This window comes from Pseudomonas sp. 3JA, assembly GCF_036961705.1.
GTDB lineage: Bacteria > Pseudomonadota > Gammaproteobacteria > Pseudomonadales > Pseudomonadaceae > Aquipseudomonas > Aquipseudomonas fluorescens_Q.
This window is the reverse complement of the sequence record NZ_JBAMDJ010000022.1, coordinates 24,105-42,150: the sequence shown is the minus strand read 5'-3', so window position 1 is coordinate 42,150 and position 18,046 is coordinate 24,105. Positions and strand designations below refer to the sequence as shown.

17 protein-coding genes and 1 tRNA gene are annotated in these 18,046 nt (G+C 59.8%); 4 read left to right on the top strand and 14 right to left on the bottom strand.

The genetic code is table 11. The features are described 5' to 3' along the window. Nucleotides 1-5: 5 nt before the first annotated feature. Nucleotides 6-1,205, bottom strand: a complete 1,200-nt coding sequence (locus V7773_RS17885; RefSeq protein ID WP_336074307.1) for an MFS transporter — start codon at nucleotides 1,203-1,205, stop codon at nucleotides 6-8. A gap of 217 nt (nucleotides 1,206-1,422) precedes the next feature. Next, nucleotides 1,423-1,512 (bottom strand) — tRNA-Ser (locus V7773_RS17880). Between the two features lie 308 nt (nucleotides 1,513-1,820). On the opposite strand from V7773_RS17880, the gene V7773_RS17875 reads away from it, so the two are divergent. The 3 genes from V7773_RS17875 to V7773_RS17865 all read left to right on the top strand — a co-directional run bounded on the left by V7773_RS17875 (nucleotide 1,821) and on the right by V7773_RS17865 (nucleotide 4,526). Beyond that, complete coding sequence (locus V7773_RS17875; RefSeq protein WP_336074306.1) at nucleotides 1,821-2,510, top strand: crotonase/enoyl-CoA hydratase family protein; 690 nt, start codon at nucleotides 1,821-1,823, stop codon at nucleotides 2,508-2,510. A 188-nt stretch (nucleotides 2,511-2,698) separates the two neighbouring features. Further along, nucleotides 2,699-3,421, top strand: a complete 723-nt coding sequence (locus V7773_RS17870) for a 1-acylglycerol-3-phosphate O-acyltransferase (protein ID WP_063324952.1) — start codon at nucleotides 2,699-2,701, stop codon at nucleotides 3,419-3,421. 133 nt (nucleotides 3,422-3,554) lie between these two features. Further along, the gene (locus V7773_RS17865) at nucleotides 3,555-4,526 is read left to right on the top strand and encodes a magnesium and cobalt transport protein CorA (protein WP_063324951.1); all 972 of its coding nucleotides are present in this window, start codon (nucleotides 3,555-3,557) and stop codon (nucleotides 4,524-4,526) included. Nucleotides 4,527-4,657: 131 nt separating this feature from the next. Here the strand turns inward: V7773_RS17865 and V7773_RS17860 are convergent, their stop codons facing one another. From V7773_RS17860 to V7773_RS17850, 3 genes are all read right to left on the bottom strand, one after another. Next, a complete protein-coding gene (locus tag V7773_RS17860; RefSeq protein ID WP_336074304.1) occupies nucleotides 4,658-5,392 on the bottom strand; it encodes an amidotransferase in 735 nt (244 codons plus the stop codon). An 88-nt stretch (nucleotides 5,393-5,480) separates the two neighbouring features. Continuing rightward, nucleotides 5,481-7,625 (bottom strand): 3-hydroxyacyl-CoA dehydrogenase NAD-binding domain-containing protein, encoded by a 2,145-nt coding sequence (locus V7773_RS17855; RefSeq protein ID WP_336074303.1) that lies wholly within the window; start codon nucleotides 7,623-7,625, stop codon nucleotides 5,481-5,483. A 26-nt stretch (nucleotides 7,626-7,651) separates the two neighbouring features. Beyond that, complete coding sequence (locus tag V7773_RS17850; RefSeq protein WP_336074302.1) at nucleotides 7,652-8,857, bottom strand: acetyl-CoA C-acetyltransferase; 1,206 nt, start codon at nucleotides 8,855-8,857, stop codon at nucleotides 7,652-7,654. 608 nt (nucleotides 8,858-9,465) lie between these two features. Between V7773_RS17850 and V7773_RS17845 the strand changes: the two genes are divergently transcribed. Beyond that, on the top strand, nucleotides 9,466-10,278 hold the full coding sequence (locus tag V7773_RS17845; RefSeq protein WP_092147202.1) for a c-type cytochrome: 813 nt from the start codon (nucleotides 9,466-9,468) through the stop codon (nucleotides 10,276-10,278). Between the two features lie 129 nt (nucleotides 10,279-10,407). On the opposite strand, the gene V7773_RS17840 is transcribed toward V7773_RS17845, so the two are convergent. The 9 genes from V7773_RS17840 to V7773_RS17800 form a co-directional block, all read right to left on the bottom strand. Then, complete coding sequence (locus V7773_RS17840; RefSeq protein ID WP_063324947.1) at nucleotides 10,408-11,211, bottom strand: transglutaminase family protein; 804 nt, start codon at nucleotides 11,209-11,211, stop codon at nucleotides 10,408-10,410. After that, nucleotides 11,208-12,158, bottom strand: a complete 951-nt coding sequence (locus tag V7773_RS17835; RefSeq protein ID WP_063324946.1) for an alpha-E domain-containing protein — start codon at nucleotides 12,156-12,158, stop codon at nucleotides 11,208-11,210. The genes V7773_RS17840 and V7773_RS17835 overlap by 4 nt, the downstream gene beginning before the upstream one ends. A 9-nt stretch (nucleotides 12,159-12,167) precedes the next feature. Further along, complete coding sequence (locus V7773_RS17830) at nucleotides 12,168-13,577, bottom strand: circularly permuted type 2 ATP-grasp protein (protein ID WP_063324945.1); 1,410 nt, start codon at nucleotides 13,575-13,577, stop codon at nucleotides 12,168-12,170. Nucleotides 13,578-13,965: 388 nt separating this feature from the next. Continuing rightward, on the bottom strand, nucleotides 13,966-14,307 hold the full coding sequence (locus V7773_RS17825; RefSeq protein ID WP_003179463.1) for a ribonuclease E inhibitor RraB: 342 nt from the start codon (nucleotides 14,305-14,307) through the stop codon (nucleotides 13,966-13,968). 201 nt (nucleotides 14,308-14,508) lie between these two features. Next, nucleotides 14,509-14,745, bottom strand: a complete 237-nt coding sequence (locus V7773_RS17820) for a hypothetical protein (protein WP_057452053.1) — start codon at nucleotides 14,743-14,745, stop codon at nucleotides 14,509-14,511. A gap of 141 nt (nucleotides 14,746-14,886) precedes the next feature. Further along, on the bottom strand, nucleotides 14,887-15,495 hold the full coding sequence (locus V7773_RS17815) for an START domain-containing protein (protein ID WP_092147196.1): 609 nt from the start codon (nucleotides 15,493-15,495) through the stop codon (nucleotides 14,887-14,889). 54 nt (nucleotides 15,496-15,549) lie between these two features. Continuing rightward, on the bottom strand, nucleotides 15,550-15,804 hold the full coding sequence (locus tag V7773_RS17810; protein ID WP_063324943.1) for a YkgJ family cysteine cluster protein: 255 nt from the start codon (nucleotides 15,802-15,804) through the stop codon (nucleotides 15,550-15,552). Between the two features lie 148 nt (nucleotides 15,805-15,952). Continuing rightward, entirely contained in the window at nucleotides 15,953-16,429 is a 477-nt protein-coding gene (locus V7773_RS17805; protein WP_336074301.1) for a translation initiation factor 2, read from the bottom strand. Nucleotides 16,430-16,514: 85 nt separating this feature from the next. Then, on the bottom strand, nucleotides 16,515-17,957 hold the full coding sequence (locus V7773_RS17800; RefSeq protein WP_014339472.1) for an aminotransferase-like domain-containing protein: 1,443 nt from the start codon (nucleotides 17,955-17,957) through the stop codon (nucleotides 16,515-16,517). Nucleotides 17,958-18,046 lie beyond the last annotated feature (89 nt).

The following is an 18,046-nucleotide window of genomic DNA, read 5'->3' as shown; positions in this document are numbered from 1 at the left end:
ATTTTTCATTCAGAGAAGGCTGGTTTCCAGAACCGCCCGGCCAGCCAGCGACTGACGCTCAAGGCCCAGGCAAGCAGAGCGATCAATCCGACACTAAGCAGCATCCCATTCACGCCCGTGCTGCTGATGAGCTTGCCGGCGATAAAGGGAAACCCGAATACGCCAATGAAGTAGGACAGGCTGAAAAGCAGCAGCGCTTGTGCGGTCAGCCCAGGTGGCGCCTCGTTGGCAGCCAGGCCATTGATGACTGAATAGTTGAGACCGTAACCGACCCCAAGCAAGGCGGCGGTCACCCCATAACTCAGACTGTCATGGACCCACACACCGAACCCTATCACGGCGACCAACATCAACGTGGTCAACAGGCAAGAAGTCGCGAGAGGGTCACGGCTGACCACCCACCCGGCAATCAACAACCGACAAGCGATAGCCGCCCCCATGAAGCCGACGAAAAACAGGGAGTAATCAAGTCCCTGACTGGCGGCATAACTGGTCTGGAAACTGCCCAGGCCGCCAAAGATCGCGCCGCCCAGCCCCACCATCAAAATGGACAACGCCGAACGTGAGCGCAGCACATCCGTCGCCGATCTCAGCCCCATCCGAGCCTTATCGCCAGAGCGGCGCTCCACTTCGGCAAAGCCCGTTCTCAGCCACCAAAAATACAGCCCACCCAACAATGCTGCGGCGGCGGCAAAGAAGAAAGCCGTCTGTATGGGGAGCCCAACGGAGCTGGCCAACTTGCCTGAAAGAGGGCCACTACCGATCCCCGTCAACATGCTGCCCGACAAAAGCGCGAAGCAATGAGTCCGCCTGGATGGCTCGACCATCGCTGCGACCATGATGGGCCCAACCGTGTAAAACAGTCCCCAGCCGATCCCCAGCATCAAACCGCAGGCCAACAAACCGATACCAAGGTCCGATAGCAGCGCAAACCCCATGGACGCAATGACCAGAAACACAGCGCCAAGGGCCACGCACAGTGCAGCGCCTACGCGCTGCATCAAATGCCCCGAGGCGACCACCGCGACCAGAGTACTCGTCATGGCAACGGCAAAGACTTGCCCTGCATCGCGCTCAGTTCCCCCCAGGGAGGACACCAGCAGGGAGATCAGGAAAGTGGCGCCATAAGAAATGGACAGAAGGAAACTGGCTACGCAAAACAGGCCAAATCGATTGGAGGGCCTGCCGTTGGAGAGCGGTGGCATCGGAGTTTTCCCACGCGTTGAACAGGCCGTTTTGTAGCACGGCTACATGGGGGGATAGTCATTTGGGTGGCGGAGTCAAGGTTAGGAAATTCACACCTTTTGCACTGCCGGCGTATCACCTGGGGGCCATTGCCCCTATCGTCTTTTTTTTCAGACGGCAGAAACCACAAAACCCCTGGTTTTCTTGGAAAACCAGGGGTTTTGTGTGTATCGAATTTGGCGGTGAAGGAGAGATTCGAACTCTCGATACAGTTTCCTGTATACACACTTTCCAGGCGTGCTCCTTAAGCCACTCGGACACTTCACCGTATCTCGGCAAACTGTTCAGTCTGTCGAGGCGCGCTAATGTAGTCGAAAGCTTTTCCGATGGCAAAGGTTTTTTTCAGAATTTTCATGCGGTTAAGCTTGGTCGGGCTTTTCAAACGCGCCTGGGCAGGGCAAACCGGCCAATCTTCGGGGTTATGAAGGCGCTGCTCTATAGATGAAGGCAAAGCAGGATGGGCGGGCCAGGCTGTTTGCGGGGCTTGGGGCTGACCGGTGAGTCAGTCACGGCGCTTTACCTGACCTGCGGCGGTGGGTAACGTCTGCGTCACTTCTCTTACAAGGAATAGCGTCATGAGCGACTTGATTACCTACCATCTCGAAGACGGTATCGCGACCCTGACCTTGAACAATGGCAAGGTCAATGCCATCTCGCCGGATGTGATTGCCGCGTTCAACGCTGCGCTGGACCAGGCGACGGCGGATCGGGCGGTGGTGATCATTACCGGGCAACCGGGGATTTTGTCGGGTGGTTACGATCTGAAAGTGATGACTGCCGGTCCCAAGGAAGCGGTGAGCCTGGTCACGGCCGGCTCGACCCTGGCCCGTCGCCTGTTGTCGCACCCCTTCCCTGTCGTTGTCGCTTGCCCAGGGCATGCGGTGGCCAAGGGTGCGTTCCTGCTGCTCTCGGCGGATTACCGCATTGGTGTGGAAGGGCCATTCAGCATCGGCCTGAACGAAGTGCAGATCGGCATGACCATGCACCACGCCGGTATCGAGCTGGCCCGTGATCGCCTGCACAAGTCGGCGTTTCATCGCTCGGTAATCAACGCCGAGATGTTCAATCCGCAGGGCGCTGTGGATGCCGGTTTCCTCGACAAGGTGGTGTCGGCCGAAGAACTGCAGGGCGCGGCCCTGGAAGCGGCGCGTCAGTTGAAGAAGATCAACATGACAGCCCACAAGAACACCAAGCTGAAAGTGCGCAAGGCTCTGCTGGATACGCTGGACAGTGCGATTCTGCTGGATCAGGAGCACTTGGGCTGACGCTTGTAGAGCCGGGCTTTTTCCTACGCGCGCCGTTTAAAAGTCCGCAACCGCTCTAGGCCGCTTCTGTCACGTTATTTGGAAACATGCGCTTAAACATCGTCTATTTCCTACATCTATAGGGGCAATTGCCGAAAACAGTGCACATCCGTACACTGCGCAACCTTTTGTCCCGATGGGGCCCGTAGATGCTGTTTGTATTGCGTATGTTATTGATGGGCCTGCATTTTGTAATGGCTGGCGTGCTCGGGGTGATTCTGGGCCTGTGCCGGCCGTTCAACCCGGACAACAGCCGTTTATGCGCAAGGTTGTACGCATTGCCGGCGATGTGCATTTTGCGTTTGCGGGTCCGGACGCAGGTCGACTCGCTGGTGAATAAGCCCAACGGCTGCGTCATCATCGCCAACCACCAATCCAACTATGACCTGTTCATGTTCGGCAACGTGGTGCCGCGCCGTACCGTGTGCATTGGCAAGAAGAGCCTGAAATGGGTGCCGCTGTTCGGGCAATTGTTCTGGCTGGCGGGCAACGTGTTGATCGACCGCGGCAACGCGATCAAGGCCCGAAAGTCGATGCTGACCACCACCCATACCTTGCAGCACGAGGACACCTCGATCTGGGTTTTTCCGGAAGGCACGCGCAATCTGGGCGCAGACCTGCTGCCATTCAAGAAAGGCGCCTTCCAGATGGCAATAGCCGCCGGAGTGCCGATTGTTCCGGTGTGCGTGAGCAGCTACATCAAGCACATGCGCCTCAACCGTTGGCGCAGCGGTGACATCCTCATACGTTCATTGCCGGCGATTCCTACGGCCGGATTGAGTATGGATGACATGCCCCGGCTCATCGCCCAATGCCGTGAACAGATGCGCGAGTGCATCGCGACAATGGACCGGCAGTTGCAAGCCGCCTGAATGGAAACCCACCCCCTCGGTGGGTTTTCTTTTGCTGCCGAACTCCGCAGATTTTGCTGACTCTCAAGCTACAGGGCGCGTTAAGCTGGACGCCGCCTGTCACTGCCATTTCCAATAAGAAGTGAACCACATTATGGGTAGAGTCGTTGCTGCTGCGGTCTACAGCGCCGGTAAGAAAGTCACCAATATCACCCTCGACGAAGGCAGCACCTGGGCTGCCAAACCTGGTCATTTTGTATGGATCGGTCTCGAAGAGCCCAGCGCCCTGGAGCTGACCAACCTGCAGCGTCAATTCAACCTGCACGAATTGGCAATCGAAGACGCCATGGAGAAACACAGCCGTCCCAAGCTGGAGACCTTTGGCGATGCGCTGTTTATCGTCACGTATTCGCCGATACGCAAGGACGGCAAGCTGCAGTTCATCGAAACCCATATCTTTGCCGGCAAGGGCTACATCATCACGGCTCGCAACGGCCACTCCGCGTCCTACGCCCACGTCCGACAGCGCTGTGAGGCGCGTCCGCTTTTGCTGAAACACGGGGAAGATTTCGTCCTCTATGCCATCCTTGATTTCGTGATTGAAAACTACCAACCAATGGGTGAGGCCATCCACGCCGAAATCGATGAGCTGGAACACAATGTCATGTGCAGTTCCCTGAACGAACGGGATATCCAGAACCTGCACAGCTTGCGCCGCGACGTATTGCGCCTGCGCCGTTATGCGGCGCCAATGGTGGAGATCAGTGAAGAGTTGCAGCGACTGGACTTCCCCTTCATCGACAAGAACATGAGCCCGTACTTCCGCGACGTGCAGATTCATGTCACCCGGCAAATGGAAGACCTGACAACCCTGGCCGACATCGCCAGCCAGACCATCGAAGTCGGCGTGTTGCTCGAAGCGTCGCGCCAGAGCGTGGTGCAGCGCAAGTTTGCAGCTTGGGCGGCGATCCTGGCGTTTCCCACGGCTGTGGCCGGGATCTATGGGATGAACTTTCAGGACATGCCGGAGCTGAGTTGGCAATACGGCTATTTCGCGGTGCTAGGAGTTATTGCGGTGGGATGCTCGTCGCTGTGGTGGAGCTTCAAGCGCTCGGGATGGTTGTAGGCGAGCGTTCTTCGCTGGAATGTGTGCGAGATTCATCGCGAGCAAGCTCGCGATGACCTGGCACATCCAGCATCAGGCCAACTGATCCACCGCTATCGCGAGCAAGCTCGCTCCCACATGAGGGGTGATCGTTAGCCTTGGGTGGCTTCGGCCTGCGGCTTGTGCGCGACGAAACGCATCATCCACTCCGCCACCGTAGTGCCGTGGTGCTCGTGGGCAAGGCTCGCCACACCCTGGCTATAGATCTGCTCGCCGAGGTGCTGCTGGCGAATCTCCAGCAAGGCCCGGGAATAATCGTGGATGAACTCTGGGTGGCCCTGGAAGCACAGCACCTGGTCGTTGATGTGGTAGGCGGCGAACGGGCAGAAATCGCTGGAGGCGATGACCGTCGCGCTTTCGGGCAATTCGGTGACCTGGTCCTGATGGCTGATCAGCAAGGTCAATTCTTCCATCACCGGGCTCATCCAAGGCGCCTTGGCGGCGAGTTTGTAGCGATGGGTGCCGACGCCCCAGCCTTGGGTGGCGCGCTCGGTCTTACCGCCCAGCAACAACGCCAGCAGTTGGTGACCAAAGCACACACCGAGCAATTTATCGCCGCGCTTATAGCGCGCCAGCAGGTAGGTCTTGAGGGTTTGAATCCAAGGGTCGGTGCCGAAGGAATCAGCCTTGCTGCCAGTCACCAGATAAGCGTCGAACTGCTCGTCATCGCTGGGGTAATGCCCCTCCATCACGTTGTACACAACAAATTCGGCCGCAATGGGCTGCTGCGAAAACAGGCGCTGGAACATCTGCCCGTAACCCTGATATTGGTCGACCAGTTCCGGACGCAGGATATCGGTTTCCAGAATGCAGATGCGTAGCGACATAAAAAATACCTGACACGATGATGGGAATATTGCACACCCCAGAGCCTGCCTTGAAACATGGTTCCAAGGCAAGCCCTTCCCCGGTCTGTCAGAACAGTTCGTGGCGGGCGGCTTTCTCCAACAACAAGGCCGGCGGGGAGAAGCGCTCGCCGTATTGCTCGGCCAGATACTGGGCGCGACCGACAAAGTCTTGCAGGCCGTATTGGTTGATGAACTGCAGCGCACCGCCGGTCCAGGCAGCGAAGCCGATGCCGAAGATCGAGCCGATGTTGGCGTCGGCCGTCGAAGTCAGCACTCCCTCCTCCATGCATCGCACGGTTTCCAGGGCCTGGATGAACAGCAGGCGATCCCGGATATCCTGCGGGGAAATCTGCCCATCGGTTTTCTCGAAGCGGCTCTTCAGCTGTGGCCACAGGTACTTTTGCCCGTTGGCCGGGTATTCATAAAAACCGGCACCGGCGGCCTTGCCCGACCGCTTGTACTCGTTGAGCAGCAAGTCAATCACGGCGAATGCCGGGTGCTCAATCGGCATCTTCCCTTCTGCGTGCAGGTCCTTGGCGGTTTGCGCGCGGATATGGCTCATCAGGCTGAGGGAAACTTCGTCAGAGATCGCCAGAGGCCCGACCGGCATCCCGGCCTTGCGCGCTTCGGTCTCGATCATCGGCGCGCTCACGCCCTCGCCGAGCATGGCGATGCCCTCATTGGTAAAGGTGCCGAACACCCGCGATGTGAAGAAACCGCGACTGTCGTTGACCACAATCGGCGTCTTGTTGATCTGCAGGACAAAATCGAAACCCCGAGCCAAAGTCGCGTCACTGGTACGCGCCCCCTTGATGATCTCCACCAGGGGCATTTTTTCCACCGGGCTGAAGAAGTGCAGGCCGATGAACTTCGTCGGGTCCGGTACAGCCAGGGCCAGGCCGGTGATAGGCAAGGTCGAGGTGTTGGAAGCGATCACCGCATCATCGCCCACCACCGCCTGGGCGGCGGCCGACACGCTGGCTTTCAGGGCGCGATCTTCAAACACCGCTTCGATGACCAGGTCGCAACCGGCCAGGTCTGCGTTGCTGTCGGTGGGGTGAATCCGCGCCAGCGTGGCTTCGCGCTGCTCGGCGGTGAGTTGGCCGCGGGCGACCTTTTTATCCAGCAACGCCGCCGAACGGGCCTTGCCCTTCTCGGCCGCCGCCAGATCGACATCCTTGAGTACCACCGCGATGCCGGCCACGGCGCTGACATAGGCGATACCCGCCCCCATCATGCCTGCGCCGAGCACGCCGACTTTTTTCGTCAGATAAGGCGCAAGACCCTGTGGGCGAGAACCACCGGCCTTGATCTCGTTGAGCTGGAACCAGAAGGTGCCAATCAGGTTCTTCGCCACCTGGCCGGTGGTCAGTTCAGTGAAGTAGCGGGTTTCGATCAGGTGCGCGGTGTCGAAATCAACCTGGGCGCCCTCCACCGCTGCGCAGAGGATTTTCTCCGGTGCTGGCAGGCAACCCTGGGTCTTGTTGCGCAGGATCGAAGGGGCGATTGCCAGCATTTGCGCAACTTTCGGATCAGACGGCGTGCCACCCGGGAGTCGATAGCCCTTTGCATCCCAGGGTTGGATGACGCTGGGGTTGGCAAGAATCCAGGCCCGGGATTTGGCCAGCAGTTCATCACGATCCTTCGCCAGCTCATCGATCAGACCGGCCTGCAGTGCTTGTTGCGCATTGACCTTCTTGCCCTCGAGCAGATACGGCAAGGCCTTTTCCAAACCGAGCAGGCGCACCATCCGCACCACCCCGCCACCACCCGGCAACAGGCCGAGCGTGACCTCCGGCAGGCCGAGCTGCACCGACGGCAGGTCCAGGGCCACACGATGATGGCAGGCCAGGCAGATTTCCCAACCACCGCCGAGGGCCGCGCCATTGATGGCCGCCACCACGGGTTTACCCAGGGTCTCCAAAGTACGCAGTTGGGCCTTGAGCAGCAGGACCCTGTCGTAGAAAGCCTTGGCCTCGGGCTTGCCGACCGTGATCAATTCATTGAGGTCACCACCCGCGAAGAAGGTGTGCTTGGCCGAGGTGATGATCACACCGGCAATCGAGTCCTTTTCAGCCTGCAAACGGGCGACACAGGCGGCCATGGCCTCACGGTACACCGCGTTCATGGTGTTGGCGCTCTGGCCCGGCATGTCCAGGGTCAGGACGACGATCCGGTCCTGGCCAGTTTCGTAACGGATGGCATCGGTCATGAAAAAGTGTTCCTTGAAGTCGGGGCTCAGAGGCGTTCAATGACGGTGGCAATGCCCATGCCGCCGCCGACACACAGGGTCGCCAGGCCATAACGCAGGCGACGCACCTCCAATTCGTCGAGCAACGTACCGAGAATTGCGCACCCCGTGGCGCCCAAGGGATGCCCCATGGCGATGGAGCCACCGTTGACGTTGACCTTGGCAGGGTCGATGGCCATGTCCTTGATGAACTTGAGCACCACCGAGGCGAAGGCTTCATTGACTTCGAACAGGTCAATATCCTCCACCCGCAACCCGGCCTTGGCCAGGGCCTTGCGGGTAGCCGGCGCCGGACCGGTGAGCATGATGGTCGGGTCGGTACTGGTGACAGCGGTGGCGACGATCCGCGCCCGGGGTTGCAGGCCCATGGCGCGCCCCTTGGCTTCGGAACCGATCAACATCAGCGCCGCGCCATCGACGATGCCGGAACTGTTGCCCGGCGTGTGCACGTGATGAATTCGTTCGACATGGCTATAGACGCGCAACGCCGTGCCATCGAACCCCATCTGGCCTATGGCCTCGAAGCTTGGCTTGAGCTTGCCCAGGCCTTCGAGCGTGGAGTCGGCGCGGATGAACTCGTCGTGGTCCAGCAGCACGATGCCATTCTGGTCCCGCACGGCGACCAGGGATTTATTGAACGAACCGTCAGCCCGGGCACGCGCTGCTTTTTGCTGGGAGTGCAGCGCATAACCGTCGACATCCTCACGGCTAAAGCCTTCCAGCGTGGCGATCAAGTCGGCGCCGATGCCCTGGGGAACGAAGTGACCGTGCAGGTTGGCTTGCGGGTCCAGCGCCCACGCGCCGCCATCGCTGCCCATGGGCACCCGGGACATGGATTCGACGCCGCCGGCCACCACCAGGTCTTCGAACCCGGAACGCACTTTCATCGCCGCCAGGTTCACCGCCTCCAGGCCCGAGGCGCAAAACCGATTGAGTTGCACGCCTGCCACGCTGACATCCCAATTGGCCACCAGCGCGGCGGTCTTGGCGATATCGGCCCCCTGCTCACCTACCGGGGTCACGCAACCGAGCACGATGTCATCGACCTGGCTGGTGTCCAGATCCATGCGCTGCTGCAAAGCGCTGAGCAGGCCACCCATCAGGTTCACCGGCTTGACGCTGTGCAAGGCGCCATCGGCCTTGCCCTTGCCGCGGGGCGTGCGTAATGCGTCGAAAATCAAAGCTTGGGTCATGACGTCCTCGAAACCACGGGGTAATGCGATGCCTTCAACCATAAGCCCAGCGGCGCCGGATTCAATGACCGCAGTGCTCAATGGCGTTGACGGCCACGCTCAGACGAACGGTAGCGAGCTATCGGGTTAACCGATTCAGGAGGGCAAGCTGTCTAGCAAAAGGGCCGACAGGAAGGTGGCAATAGGCCTCATTCCTTTTTTAGAGCAACCTGTACCAAGCTGATACGAATTGGATCTAAGCCAAGGCCGCCGCGGCCCCTAATGTAATCCTTGTACAAGAAAGTCGTCGGGTTTTGCCGAGGCGCTTGTCGAACAGGAAGTGCAATGCCAGCCGCCATGGATATGCAGGCTGGCTTTTAGGAAATAACAATAAAGGCGGGTCAGCCATGTTCAAACATTCGAAAGTTCGCCAAGCCGGACTCATTCTCTTTGCCACGACGCTGCTGTTGATTTTGCCGAATATCACCAAGGTGATTGGCTGATTCCTGCGCGAGGGCATCTGCATCATCCATTAGTTGTGTCGCCAAAAAATGTGACGGGTTCTCTGTTCGAGCCGCGATGGCTGTGCCAACCTTTGCGGCATCCCCTCGACATGGAAGGCGATCGACTTGAAAGCTCTTATTGTGTTCGGGGCGTTGCTGCTCAGCACGCCCCTTCATGCCGCTCAACTGGTGCTGGAGTTGGGCGCGGGCACGCGCACCTGGCAAACCGAAGAACTGCTCAAGCATCCGGACGTTCAAACGGTCCAGATCGCTGATGACGTTTCCTACAAGAAACCGATGAGCTATCGAGCCGTGCCGCTGACGGCACTATTGACGGGCGTCCAAGCGAACGACCACCTGCAAGCCGTTGCCCTGGACGGCTTCGCTGCCGAAATGCCTGCGGCGCCGTTACTCAACAAGAGCGGGGCCCGGGCCTGGCTGGCGATCGAGGACCCGGCCAAGCCATGGCCGTCGCTGGGGGAAGGCAAGCACAGTGCCGGGCCTTTCTATCTGGTCTGGACCGATCCGCAGGCTGGCCACATCAGCCCGGAGCAATGGCCCTACGCGGTGGCGACCATCAAGCGCCTGTCGGCCGTGGCCGAACGCTTCCCTGCCCTACTGCCGGCGCCCAGCCTGGCCAAGGACGACCCGGTCAATAAAGGTTTCGAACTGTTCCAGAAAAATTGCCTGGCATGCCACCGGCTCAATGGCGCAGGCGATGCACAGTTCGGCCCTGACCTGAACATTCCCTTCAACCCGACCGAATACTTCTCCGGGGATTTCCTCAAGCACTACATTCGCGACCCGCAAGCGCTGCGTCGCTGGCCCCAGGGCAAGATGCCCGGGTTCTCGGCTGCGGTGCTGCCGGATTCCGAGCTGGATTTGCTGGTGGGTTATTTGAAGCATATGGCGGGACGCAAGCAGCCATTGGCCCCGTGAGATTGCTTTTTTTGTGGCGAGGGAGCTTGCTCCCGCTGGGCTGCGCAGCAGCCCCTTAAAAAGCTTGCGAGCGCTTCGCACTCGAGCGGGAGCAAGCTCCCTCGCCACAAAAGCGCCCTCGTTGGAAGGTTATTGTTGTTGCACCGTGATCACCGGCGCCGGTGGCACGACCAGCTTGGCATGCATCTGCTCGCAACCGCCGCCACGACGCATGCCACGTACCGGGCAGGCGTCCAGGTAATCCAGGCCCACGGCCAGCTTCAGGTGGCGCTCCGGACGGGCCAGTTGGTTGGTCACGTCGAAGCTGTACCAGGCGTCGTCAAGCCAGGCCTCCGCCCAGGCATGGCTTGCCAGGTGTTCGCTCTCTTCGCTGAACAGATACCCCGAGACATACCGCGCCGGCACCCCCAGGCTACGGGCGCAGGCCAGGAAGGCGTGGGTGTGATCCTGGCACACCCCGCTACGACCGGCAAAAGCCTGGGCCGCACTGGTCTCCACCTCAGTGGTGCCTGGGGTGTAGATCATGTGCTGGTTCAGCCCGTGCATCAGGTCGATCAGCGCCGAGCGATCACGACGCTGCTGGCATTGCTGCGCGGCGAAGGCTCGAAGGGCTTCGTCCGCTTCCGTTAGCCGGGTGAAGCGCAGGAACGGCAGCGCCGATTGGCTCTCGTGCTCGGCTTCGCGCAACGGATCGATATCCACCTGTCCGCGGGCACCGATGATGATTGTTTCGTGGGGTTCGTCCAGGGTCAGTACGTGAAGGATATTGCCGAACGGGTCCAACTGCGCACGCACCGGCCGGGGCAAATCCAGTTGCCAGCTCAGCACATGCTGGCGTTCGCTGTCGTGGGGCGTCAGGCGCAGGTACTGAATGCTGGCGCGCACCTGATCTTCATAGTGGTAGGCCGTTTCATGGCTGATCGAGAGTCTCATATGACCTCCAGGTAGGAACTGTGAATGGCATTGCCCAGTTCACGGACCAGTGGGATGAATTCGGTAAGCCAGGCGTGCAGGCCCCCGTCGAGGATTTCATTGATGCCGGTGTAGCGCAGGCGTGCGTCCATTTCCGCCGCCAGCCGTTGTGCCTGCCGACCGTTGGTGCCCGGCAGGCTCGCGAGGATCTGGTTGATTTCTTCGGTGCAGGCGCGCAGCGAACGCGGCACATCGGCGCGCAACAGCAGCAACTCAGCCACATGGCGAGCGCCCGGGGCGTCACGGTAGATCTCGGTATAAGCCTCGAAGGACGACAAGGCCCGCAACAAGGCGCTCCATTGGTAATAGGCGTGGGCCGTGCCATCGCTGACCGTGTCGGCCTGGTCACCGGCCATTTCGTAGCGGGCGTCGAGCAAGCGCAGGGTGTTGTCGGCCCTTTCGATGAAGGTCCCCAGGCGAATGAAGCGGAACGCGTCGTTGCGCATGATGGTGCCGTAGGTGGCGCCGCGAAACAGGTGGGATCGCTCCTTGATCCACTCACAGAAACGGCTCATGCCGTAGCGATTCAAGCCTTGCTCGGCGATACCGCGAATTTCCAGCCAGGTGGCGTTGATGTTCTCCCACATGTCGGCGGTGATTCGCCCACGTACCGCGTGGGCACTGGCTCGCGCGGCGCCAAGGCAGCTGTAGATACTGGCCGGGTTGGCCGCTTCAAGGGCAAAGAAATGCAGCAGGCGCTCGGCGTGCAGATCGGCGTGTCGCTCCCGGTAATCATCCAGCGTGCCGGTGATCAGCAATGGCATGGCCAGCTCGTGCAAGCCATCGCCACGCCCGTCCTGGGGCATCAGTGACAACGAATAGCTGACGTCGAGCATCCGTGCGAGGTTTTCCGCGCGCTCCAGGTAGCGCGACATCCAGTACAGGTCCGAGGCGGTTCTACTCAGCATGGCAGCTCCTCAATCCTCGACTACCCAAGTATCCTTGGTCCCACCGCCCTGGGATGAATTCACCACCAGGGAGCCTTCGCGCAGCGCCACCCGCGTCAGCCCACCAGGCACCACGCGGGTCTCGCGCCCCGACAGCACAAACGGCCGCAAGTCGATGTGGCGCGGGGCGATGCCGTTTTCGACAAAGGTCGGGCAGGTCGAGAGCGACAGCGTCGGCTGAGCGATATAGGCGTGCGGCTTGGCCTTGATCCGCTCGCGGAAGGCATCGATCTGCGCCGTCGTCGCGGCCGGCCCCACCAGCATTCCGTAACCGCCGGAACCCTGGGTTTCCTTGACCACCAGGTCGGGAAGATTCGCCAGCACGTGGGAAAGTTCAGCAGGATTACGACATTGCCATGTAGGGACGTTCTTCAGAATCGGCTCTTCATCCAGGTAGAAACGGATCATGTCGGTGACGAAGGGGTACACCGACTTGTCGTCCGCCACGCCCGTGCCGATGGCGTTGGCCAGCACCACGTTGCCGGAACGGTAGGAGGACAACAGGCCCGGCACCCCGAGCATCGAGTCCGGGTTGAAGGCCAGCGGATCGAGGAACGCGTCGTCGAGGCGACGGTAGATCACATCCACCGCTTTCGGGCCGTCGGTGGTGCGCATGAACACTTTGTCATCGCGCACGAACAGGTCGGCGCCTTCCACCAACTCCACGCCCATCTCTCGGGCCAGGAACGCGTGCTCGAAGAACGCGCTGTTGAAACGCCCCGGCGTGAGCACCACGACACTGGGATCGTCCAGCGGACTGGCGCTTTTCAGGGTGTCGAGCAGCAGGTTCGGATAATGATCGATGGGGGCGATGCGCTGGGCGGCGAACAGTTCGGGGAACAGGCGCATCATCATCTTGCGGTCTTCGAGCATGTAGCTGACGCCGCTGGGCGTACGAAGATTGTCTTCGAGCACGTAGTACGTGCCGTCACCGTCGCGAACCAGATCGACACCACAAATGTGGGCATAGATGTCGCGGTGCAGATCAAGCCCCTGCATCGCCAGTTGGTACTGCTCGTTGACCAGCACCTGTTCGGCGGGAATGATGCCGGCCCGGATGATCCGTTGTTCGTGGTAGAGGTCGGCCAGGAACATGTTCAGCGCCTTGACCCGCTGGATGCAGCCGCGTTCGACCACCCGCCATTCACTGGCCGGGATGCTGCGCGGAATTGTGTCGAAAGGGATCAGGCGCTCGGTCCCCTGCTCGTCCCCGTAGAGCGTAAACGTAATGCCTGCACGATGAAACAACAGGTCGGCTTCGCGCCTGCGTTGCGCCAGCAGCTCACCAGGCGTTTCAGCCAGCCAGCGGGCAAACGCCTGGTAATGCGGGCGGACCTGGCCGTTGGCATCGTACATTTCATCAAAACCGCTGCGGATCATGCCGTACTCCTTGTCACCCTGGCAGCAAGGCTTCGCAAGCCCCGTGCCATCGGCATAAACGCTTTATGATCAACGGGTTGGATTCTCCCCTGACAGCCCGCGCACTTTTCTAGTGCAACAAATGCCCCCACCCCGCTGCCCCCGCTTCATTGCGACGCAGGGGCGTCGCTCTGCTGAGCATAGTCTCGGAAAAACGACGCGACTTGATCTGGATACAGTTAAGTACAAAACCTGGGGAAGTGATTGTGGTGTGTCAGCGGGTAATGATGTTGATCGTGCAGCCGCCATCGCGAGCAAGATCGGCTCCCACAGGGACTCTCGTTAGCTCACAGACATGAAAACGGCCGACACAAAGGTCAGCCGTTGCTGTGGTTGCGGTGAGTGACTGTCAGGCCTGCAGGCGCCGGATCTCTTGCTTGACACCCCAGCCCTCGATCACACCACCCAAGGGTTCGACGACTGCCTCAAAGTCTTGCTCGAAGTCGCCAATGTCATCGTAAGTGGCGTACATCACCCGGCTCAGTTCCAACGACCAAGCCCCATCGTCCCGTGCACTGATCTGCGCGTTCAACGATTCTCCCCGAAAATGACCTGCCGCCCTGCGCGCCCGCTCCTCGTCCGGGAAAATGGCGTAGAACTCAATGGGATGGAATCGGGAAAAATCGAAACCGCCTTCTTTCATGCGGCGCAACACGCTGGTGCTGATGTCTTCTTGATAGGCTGTGCTCATGAAACGTCCTCCTGAAACCAATGGATAGACTTTCCGTCTTCCCGTGCGTGAAGCCCTCAGGCTGCAAGCGGTACGGCATCAAATGGCCGCCGGGACACAAGCATGTAGCTGACAAGACCGGACCTTGGCGATCCTTTCGCTGATCTCAATTGCAGAGTAGCCGCAAGTGGCAGCCGCTGCCAAGCGAGACCAGGCACCGTTTCATGAAATCGGTGTAATGCTGATGATTTCGATACTGTGCTGGGACTTGAGGTTCTTGACGGTGGGATCTTCAGTGCGACCTTCCAGGTCGTTGAGGTCCAGTTGGGCGGAAACGGGCAGCAATTTTTCGCGAATCAGTTGTGCAGCCTGCTCCATCGTAGGCTCCTGCTCGTAGTCGAACTGCTCGGCGATGGCTTCGCCATGATCATCCACGAAAGTGATTTCCCACTTTTGCATCGGTGTCTCCTTGATCAATTCAGGGCCTGGCTTACCTTTATCTCGACATTGAAGTCCGGACAATCGTTCCGCCGGGCGTCTGGACGGCACCCATGAAAAGACCGCCTCTGGGGCGGTCTCTGGGTATGAAGCCGTGGCCGATCAGTTTTCGGCGCGTTCCTTCAAGGCTTTCAAAGTATTGAACGGTGCATCCACCACGAACTTGTTCGCCAGCCAGGACGGCACGTCACCCCCTGGTTCGGTGTGGACCTGGTAGGTCACTTCGATCTGGCCAGCGCCCTTTGGCGTGAACTTCCAGAAGCCGTCGACCTGGGTCACTCGCACGAAACCTTGCTCTTCGGGCAGGTATTTCGGCACCCCCTTGAGCTTGCGGGTCAGGCTGCCATCGGCGCCCTCCTCGGTGGTGACTTCCAGTACCGAGTCCCGGGACGTCACGGGCCATGGCGTGTTGAACTGAGTGTAGGTCCAGCTCTGATTGCCTTCGTGCTTGAGCAGTTTCTGGCTCTTGCATTCATGAATCCAGGCGCAGGCACCGGGAACGTCTTCCTGCAGGGTCCGAAGCTTGGCCATGGTGGTTTTCATCACCGTCACGCCGCGATAGGCCTTGTATTTGGAGCCCGCCACCTCACTGAGGGAAACCTTGATACCGTCTTTCTCCTTGGCAACCTGCCAATCCTCTGCCTGAGCGGTGGCCGTTGCCAGCAACACGGTCAACCCACACAACACAGCCATACGATGCAGCGAACCCATAGTTCTTTTCCTTATTGTCCAAGTTCGTTCAGTTAGGATCCGTTCATTGACTCATTACGCTGCCGTGATTTGCTCCCACCAACCGATCAGCCGGATGGCCTCTTCACTGCTGCTGCCGCAAACCTCGATGTCGGCTTCGAACGCCGAGCACACCGCCGGACGCTCCGGCAGACCGAAGATCCGGCACAGGTTATCGACCGACAATTGCACGCAACGTTCTCCCGCCGGCTTGCCTTGGGGCATGCCAGGGATAGGTGAGCTGATGGAAGGGGCGATGCAACAGGCGCCACAGCCTTCACGGCATTTCATGACGACAACATCCTCAGGACAGGTAATGGTTAGTAACAGAACACAGAGTAACGGCTAAAACACTCGTTTTAAATTACCGTCTGCGTGTTTTTTTGCCCACGACGGGATGACCGAATGGTCAGCGACGAACTGCAGGCCTGTCGAAGGTTTATTGCTTGAATTCGAAATCCAGTGCTGCACCTTCCACCTCATTGCGCTCCTGGTTGCGCAGTGGCAGCTGCATTTCATTGCTCAACAAACGGCCATTGAGCTGAAACGGCCCGGGTTTCTCGCCGAACATCGACGGCAAGAGGGGTTCACGCTTGAACTGCACCCCCTTACCCGCTGGTTGCAGTTGATCGACCATCTCATGGGGCAAGCTCAAATCCAGCTTGGCCGGCGGTAATGGGGTCTTGGCGACCTCGTGGGCGGATTTGCTCTTGGAGGCGATGGGCGCGCGTTTTTTCTTCGCCGGTGCCACCTTCTTGACCGAAGGCTTCCTGGCCGCCGTGGTTTTTTTCGGCGCATCCTTCGTGGCACTGGCGGCCGGTTTTTCCTGCGCCGGCGCTGCCGCGACTACGCCTCCCATGTGGAAGACGCTCAACAGGCCGATCAAAACCCAGGCAGCAGGAACAATGGCTTTCATAGATACAACAGCATTGACGGCAGAGACCCCCATGCTCGCCTGATAATGAGGCGCTGACAAGCACATCGAGCTAAGCCACTGACGTCTAAAGAAATCCGTTGGCCGTCTCCTGGCACAATTGAGTGGCCAACAGCCCCAGCGTCATCAAGGCCCGCTCTGCCTCACGGTTCCAAGGAGTGCCGCAGTTCAAGCGAATGCAGTGGTTGAACTGCTCGGTGTTACTGAAAATCAGCCCTGGCGCGATGCTGATGCCTTGTTGCAACGCCCGCACATGCAACTCCTGGGTATTGACCCGCCCCGGCAGGCTGACCCACAGGATGAAGCCTCCAGTGGGACGGCTCATCTGCGTGCCTTCGGGAAAGTACTGCTGCACCGCCAGCTGAAAGGCACTGAGGTTCTTGCGGTACTCCTGCCGGATATAGCGCAAGTGCCGGTCATAGCCGCCGTTTTCCAGGTACGCGGCAATGCCCATCTGCGTGACGCTGCACGCCGAATGCGTACTGAAGGTCTGGAGCCGCTGGATTTCCTGCTGGAATTTCCCCGCGATCATCCAACCGATGCGCACACCCGGCGACAACGTCTTGGAAAAACTCGAGCAGTAGATGACCCGGTCCAGCCGGTCGTAGGCCTTGAGGGCCTTGGTGCGCCCCTGCTCGAACATCAACTCGCCATAGATATCGTCCTCGACGATCTGGATGTCGAAGTCCGACGCCAGGCGCAGCAGTTGCTTTTGCCGCTCTTCCGGCATGGTGCCGCCAAGAGGATTGCTCAGGCGCGTGGTCAGCACCAGCGCCTTGATCGACCATTGGTTGGCCGCCAACTGCAAGGCCTCCAGGCTCATACCGGTGACCGGGTCGCTGGGGATCTCGATGACCTTGAGGCCCAACAGATCCGCCAGTTGCAGCAAGCCGTAATAGGTCGGCGACTCAGCGGCGATCAAGTCCCCGGGCCGCGTCAGCACCCGCAAGGACATCTGCAACGCATCGACGCAGCCGTGGGTGATCACCACCTCGGAAGGGTCCACCACGACGCCGGCATCGCGCATGCGAATCGCCACTTGGCGGCGCAACGGCTCGAAACCCGGGCTGAACATGTAGCTGAACGCCCGCGGGCTGTGGAAGCGTGTGACCTTGGCCAATTGCTGATGCAGGGCCCGGACAGGCAGATAGTCGACGCTCGGGACCGCCGCGCCCAGGGGAAACACCCCTTCGCGGCGCGACTCGACCAATACTTGCTGAATGATGCTGCTGCGCGTCACCAGCCCCGGACGCTCGACCCGGGCAATGTCCGGCGTCGGTGCCGTCAGGGCCGGCGTCTGGTGCACGTAGTAGCCCGACTGCGGCCGCGCGCGGATCAGCCCCTGGTCTTCAAGGTTGGCGTAGGCCTGCAGCACCGTGGCATGGCTGACGTTGAGCTGCGAGCTCATCTTGCGCACCGAAGGCACGCGTTCACCGGGCTGATACACACCGCGCCGGATGTCTTCAGCCAGCTGTTGAGCAATACGTTGATAGAGCAGAAGGTTGGTCATGACGCAGCACTCGATTTCACGGGCATTTTATTCTTGTCGGAAACGATACCGGAACAGTTTAGAAGTGTACTGGGACAGTTGCCAGATTA

What these genes read in the sequence shown, in the direction of transcription:
- V7773_RS17850 (WP_336074302.1), bottom strand. Translation starts at nt 8,857, where the DNA reads ATGACCCAAGCTTTGATTTTCGACGCATTACGCACGCCCCGCGGCAAG.
- V7773_RS17860 (WP_336074304.1), bottom strand. Translation starts at nt 5,392, where the DNA reads ATGTCGCTACGCATCTGCATTCTGGAAACCGATATCCTGCGTCCGGAA.
- V7773_RS17875 (WP_336074306.1), top strand. Translation starts at nt 1,821, where the DNA reads ATGAGCGACTTGATTACCTACCATCTCGAAGACGGTATCGCGACCCTG.
- V7773_RS17885 (WP_336074307.1), bottom strand. Translation starts at nt 1,205, where the DNA reads ATGCCACCGCTCTCCAACGGCAGGCCCTCCAATCGATTTGGCCTGTTT.
- V7773_RS17815 (WP_092147196.1), bottom strand. Translation starts at nt 15,495, where the DNA reads ATGGGTTCGCTGCATCGTATGGCTGTGTTGTGTGGGTTGACCGTGTTG.
- V7773_RS17825 (WP_003179463.1), bottom strand. Translation starts at nt 14,307, where the DNA reads ATGAGCACAGCCTATCAAGAAGACATCAGCACCAGCGTGTTGCGCCGC.
- V7773_RS17855 (WP_336074303.1), bottom strand. Translation starts at nt 7,625, where the DNA reads ATGACCGATGCCATCCGTTACGAAACTGGCCAGGACCGGATCGTCGTC.
- V7773_RS17805 (WP_336074301.1), bottom strand. Translation starts at nt 16,429, where the DNA reads ATGAAAGCCATTGTTCCTGCTGCCTGGGTTTTGATCGGCCTGTTGAGC.
- V7773_RS17840 (WP_063324947.1), bottom strand. Translation starts at nt 11,211, where the DNA reads ATGAGACTCTCGATCAGCCATGAAACGGCCTACCACTATGAAGATCAG.
- V7773_RS17835 (WP_063324946.1), bottom strand. Translation starts at nt 12,158, where the DNA reads ATGCTGAGTAGAACCGCCTCGGACCTGTACTGGATGTCGCGCTACCTG.
- V7773_RS17870 (WP_063324952.1), top strand. Translation starts at nt 2,699, where the DNA reads ATGCTGTTTGTATTGCGTATGTTATTGATGGGCCTGCATTTTGTAATG.
- V7773_RS17800 (WP_014339472.1), bottom strand. Translation starts at nt 17,957, where the DNA reads ATGACCAACCTTCTGCTCTATCAACGTATTGCTCAACAGCTGGCTGAA.
- V7773_RS17810 (WP_063324943.1), bottom strand. Translation starts at nt 15,804, where the DNA reads ATGAAATGCCGTGAAGGCTGTGGCGCCTGTTGCATCGCCCCTTCCATC.
- V7773_RS17830 (WP_063324945.1), bottom strand. Translation starts at nt 13,577, where the DNA reads ATGATCCGCAGCGGTTTTGATGAAATGTACGATGCCAACGGCCAGGTC.
- V7773_RS17865 (WP_063324951.1), top strand. Translation starts at nt 3,555, where the DNA reads ATGGGTAGAGTCGTTGCTGCTGCGGTCTACAGCGCCGGTAAGAAAGTC.
- V7773_RS17820 (WP_057452053.1), bottom strand. Translation starts at nt 14,745, where the DNA reads ATGCAAAAGTGGGAAATCACTTTCGTGGATGATCATGGCGAAGCCATC.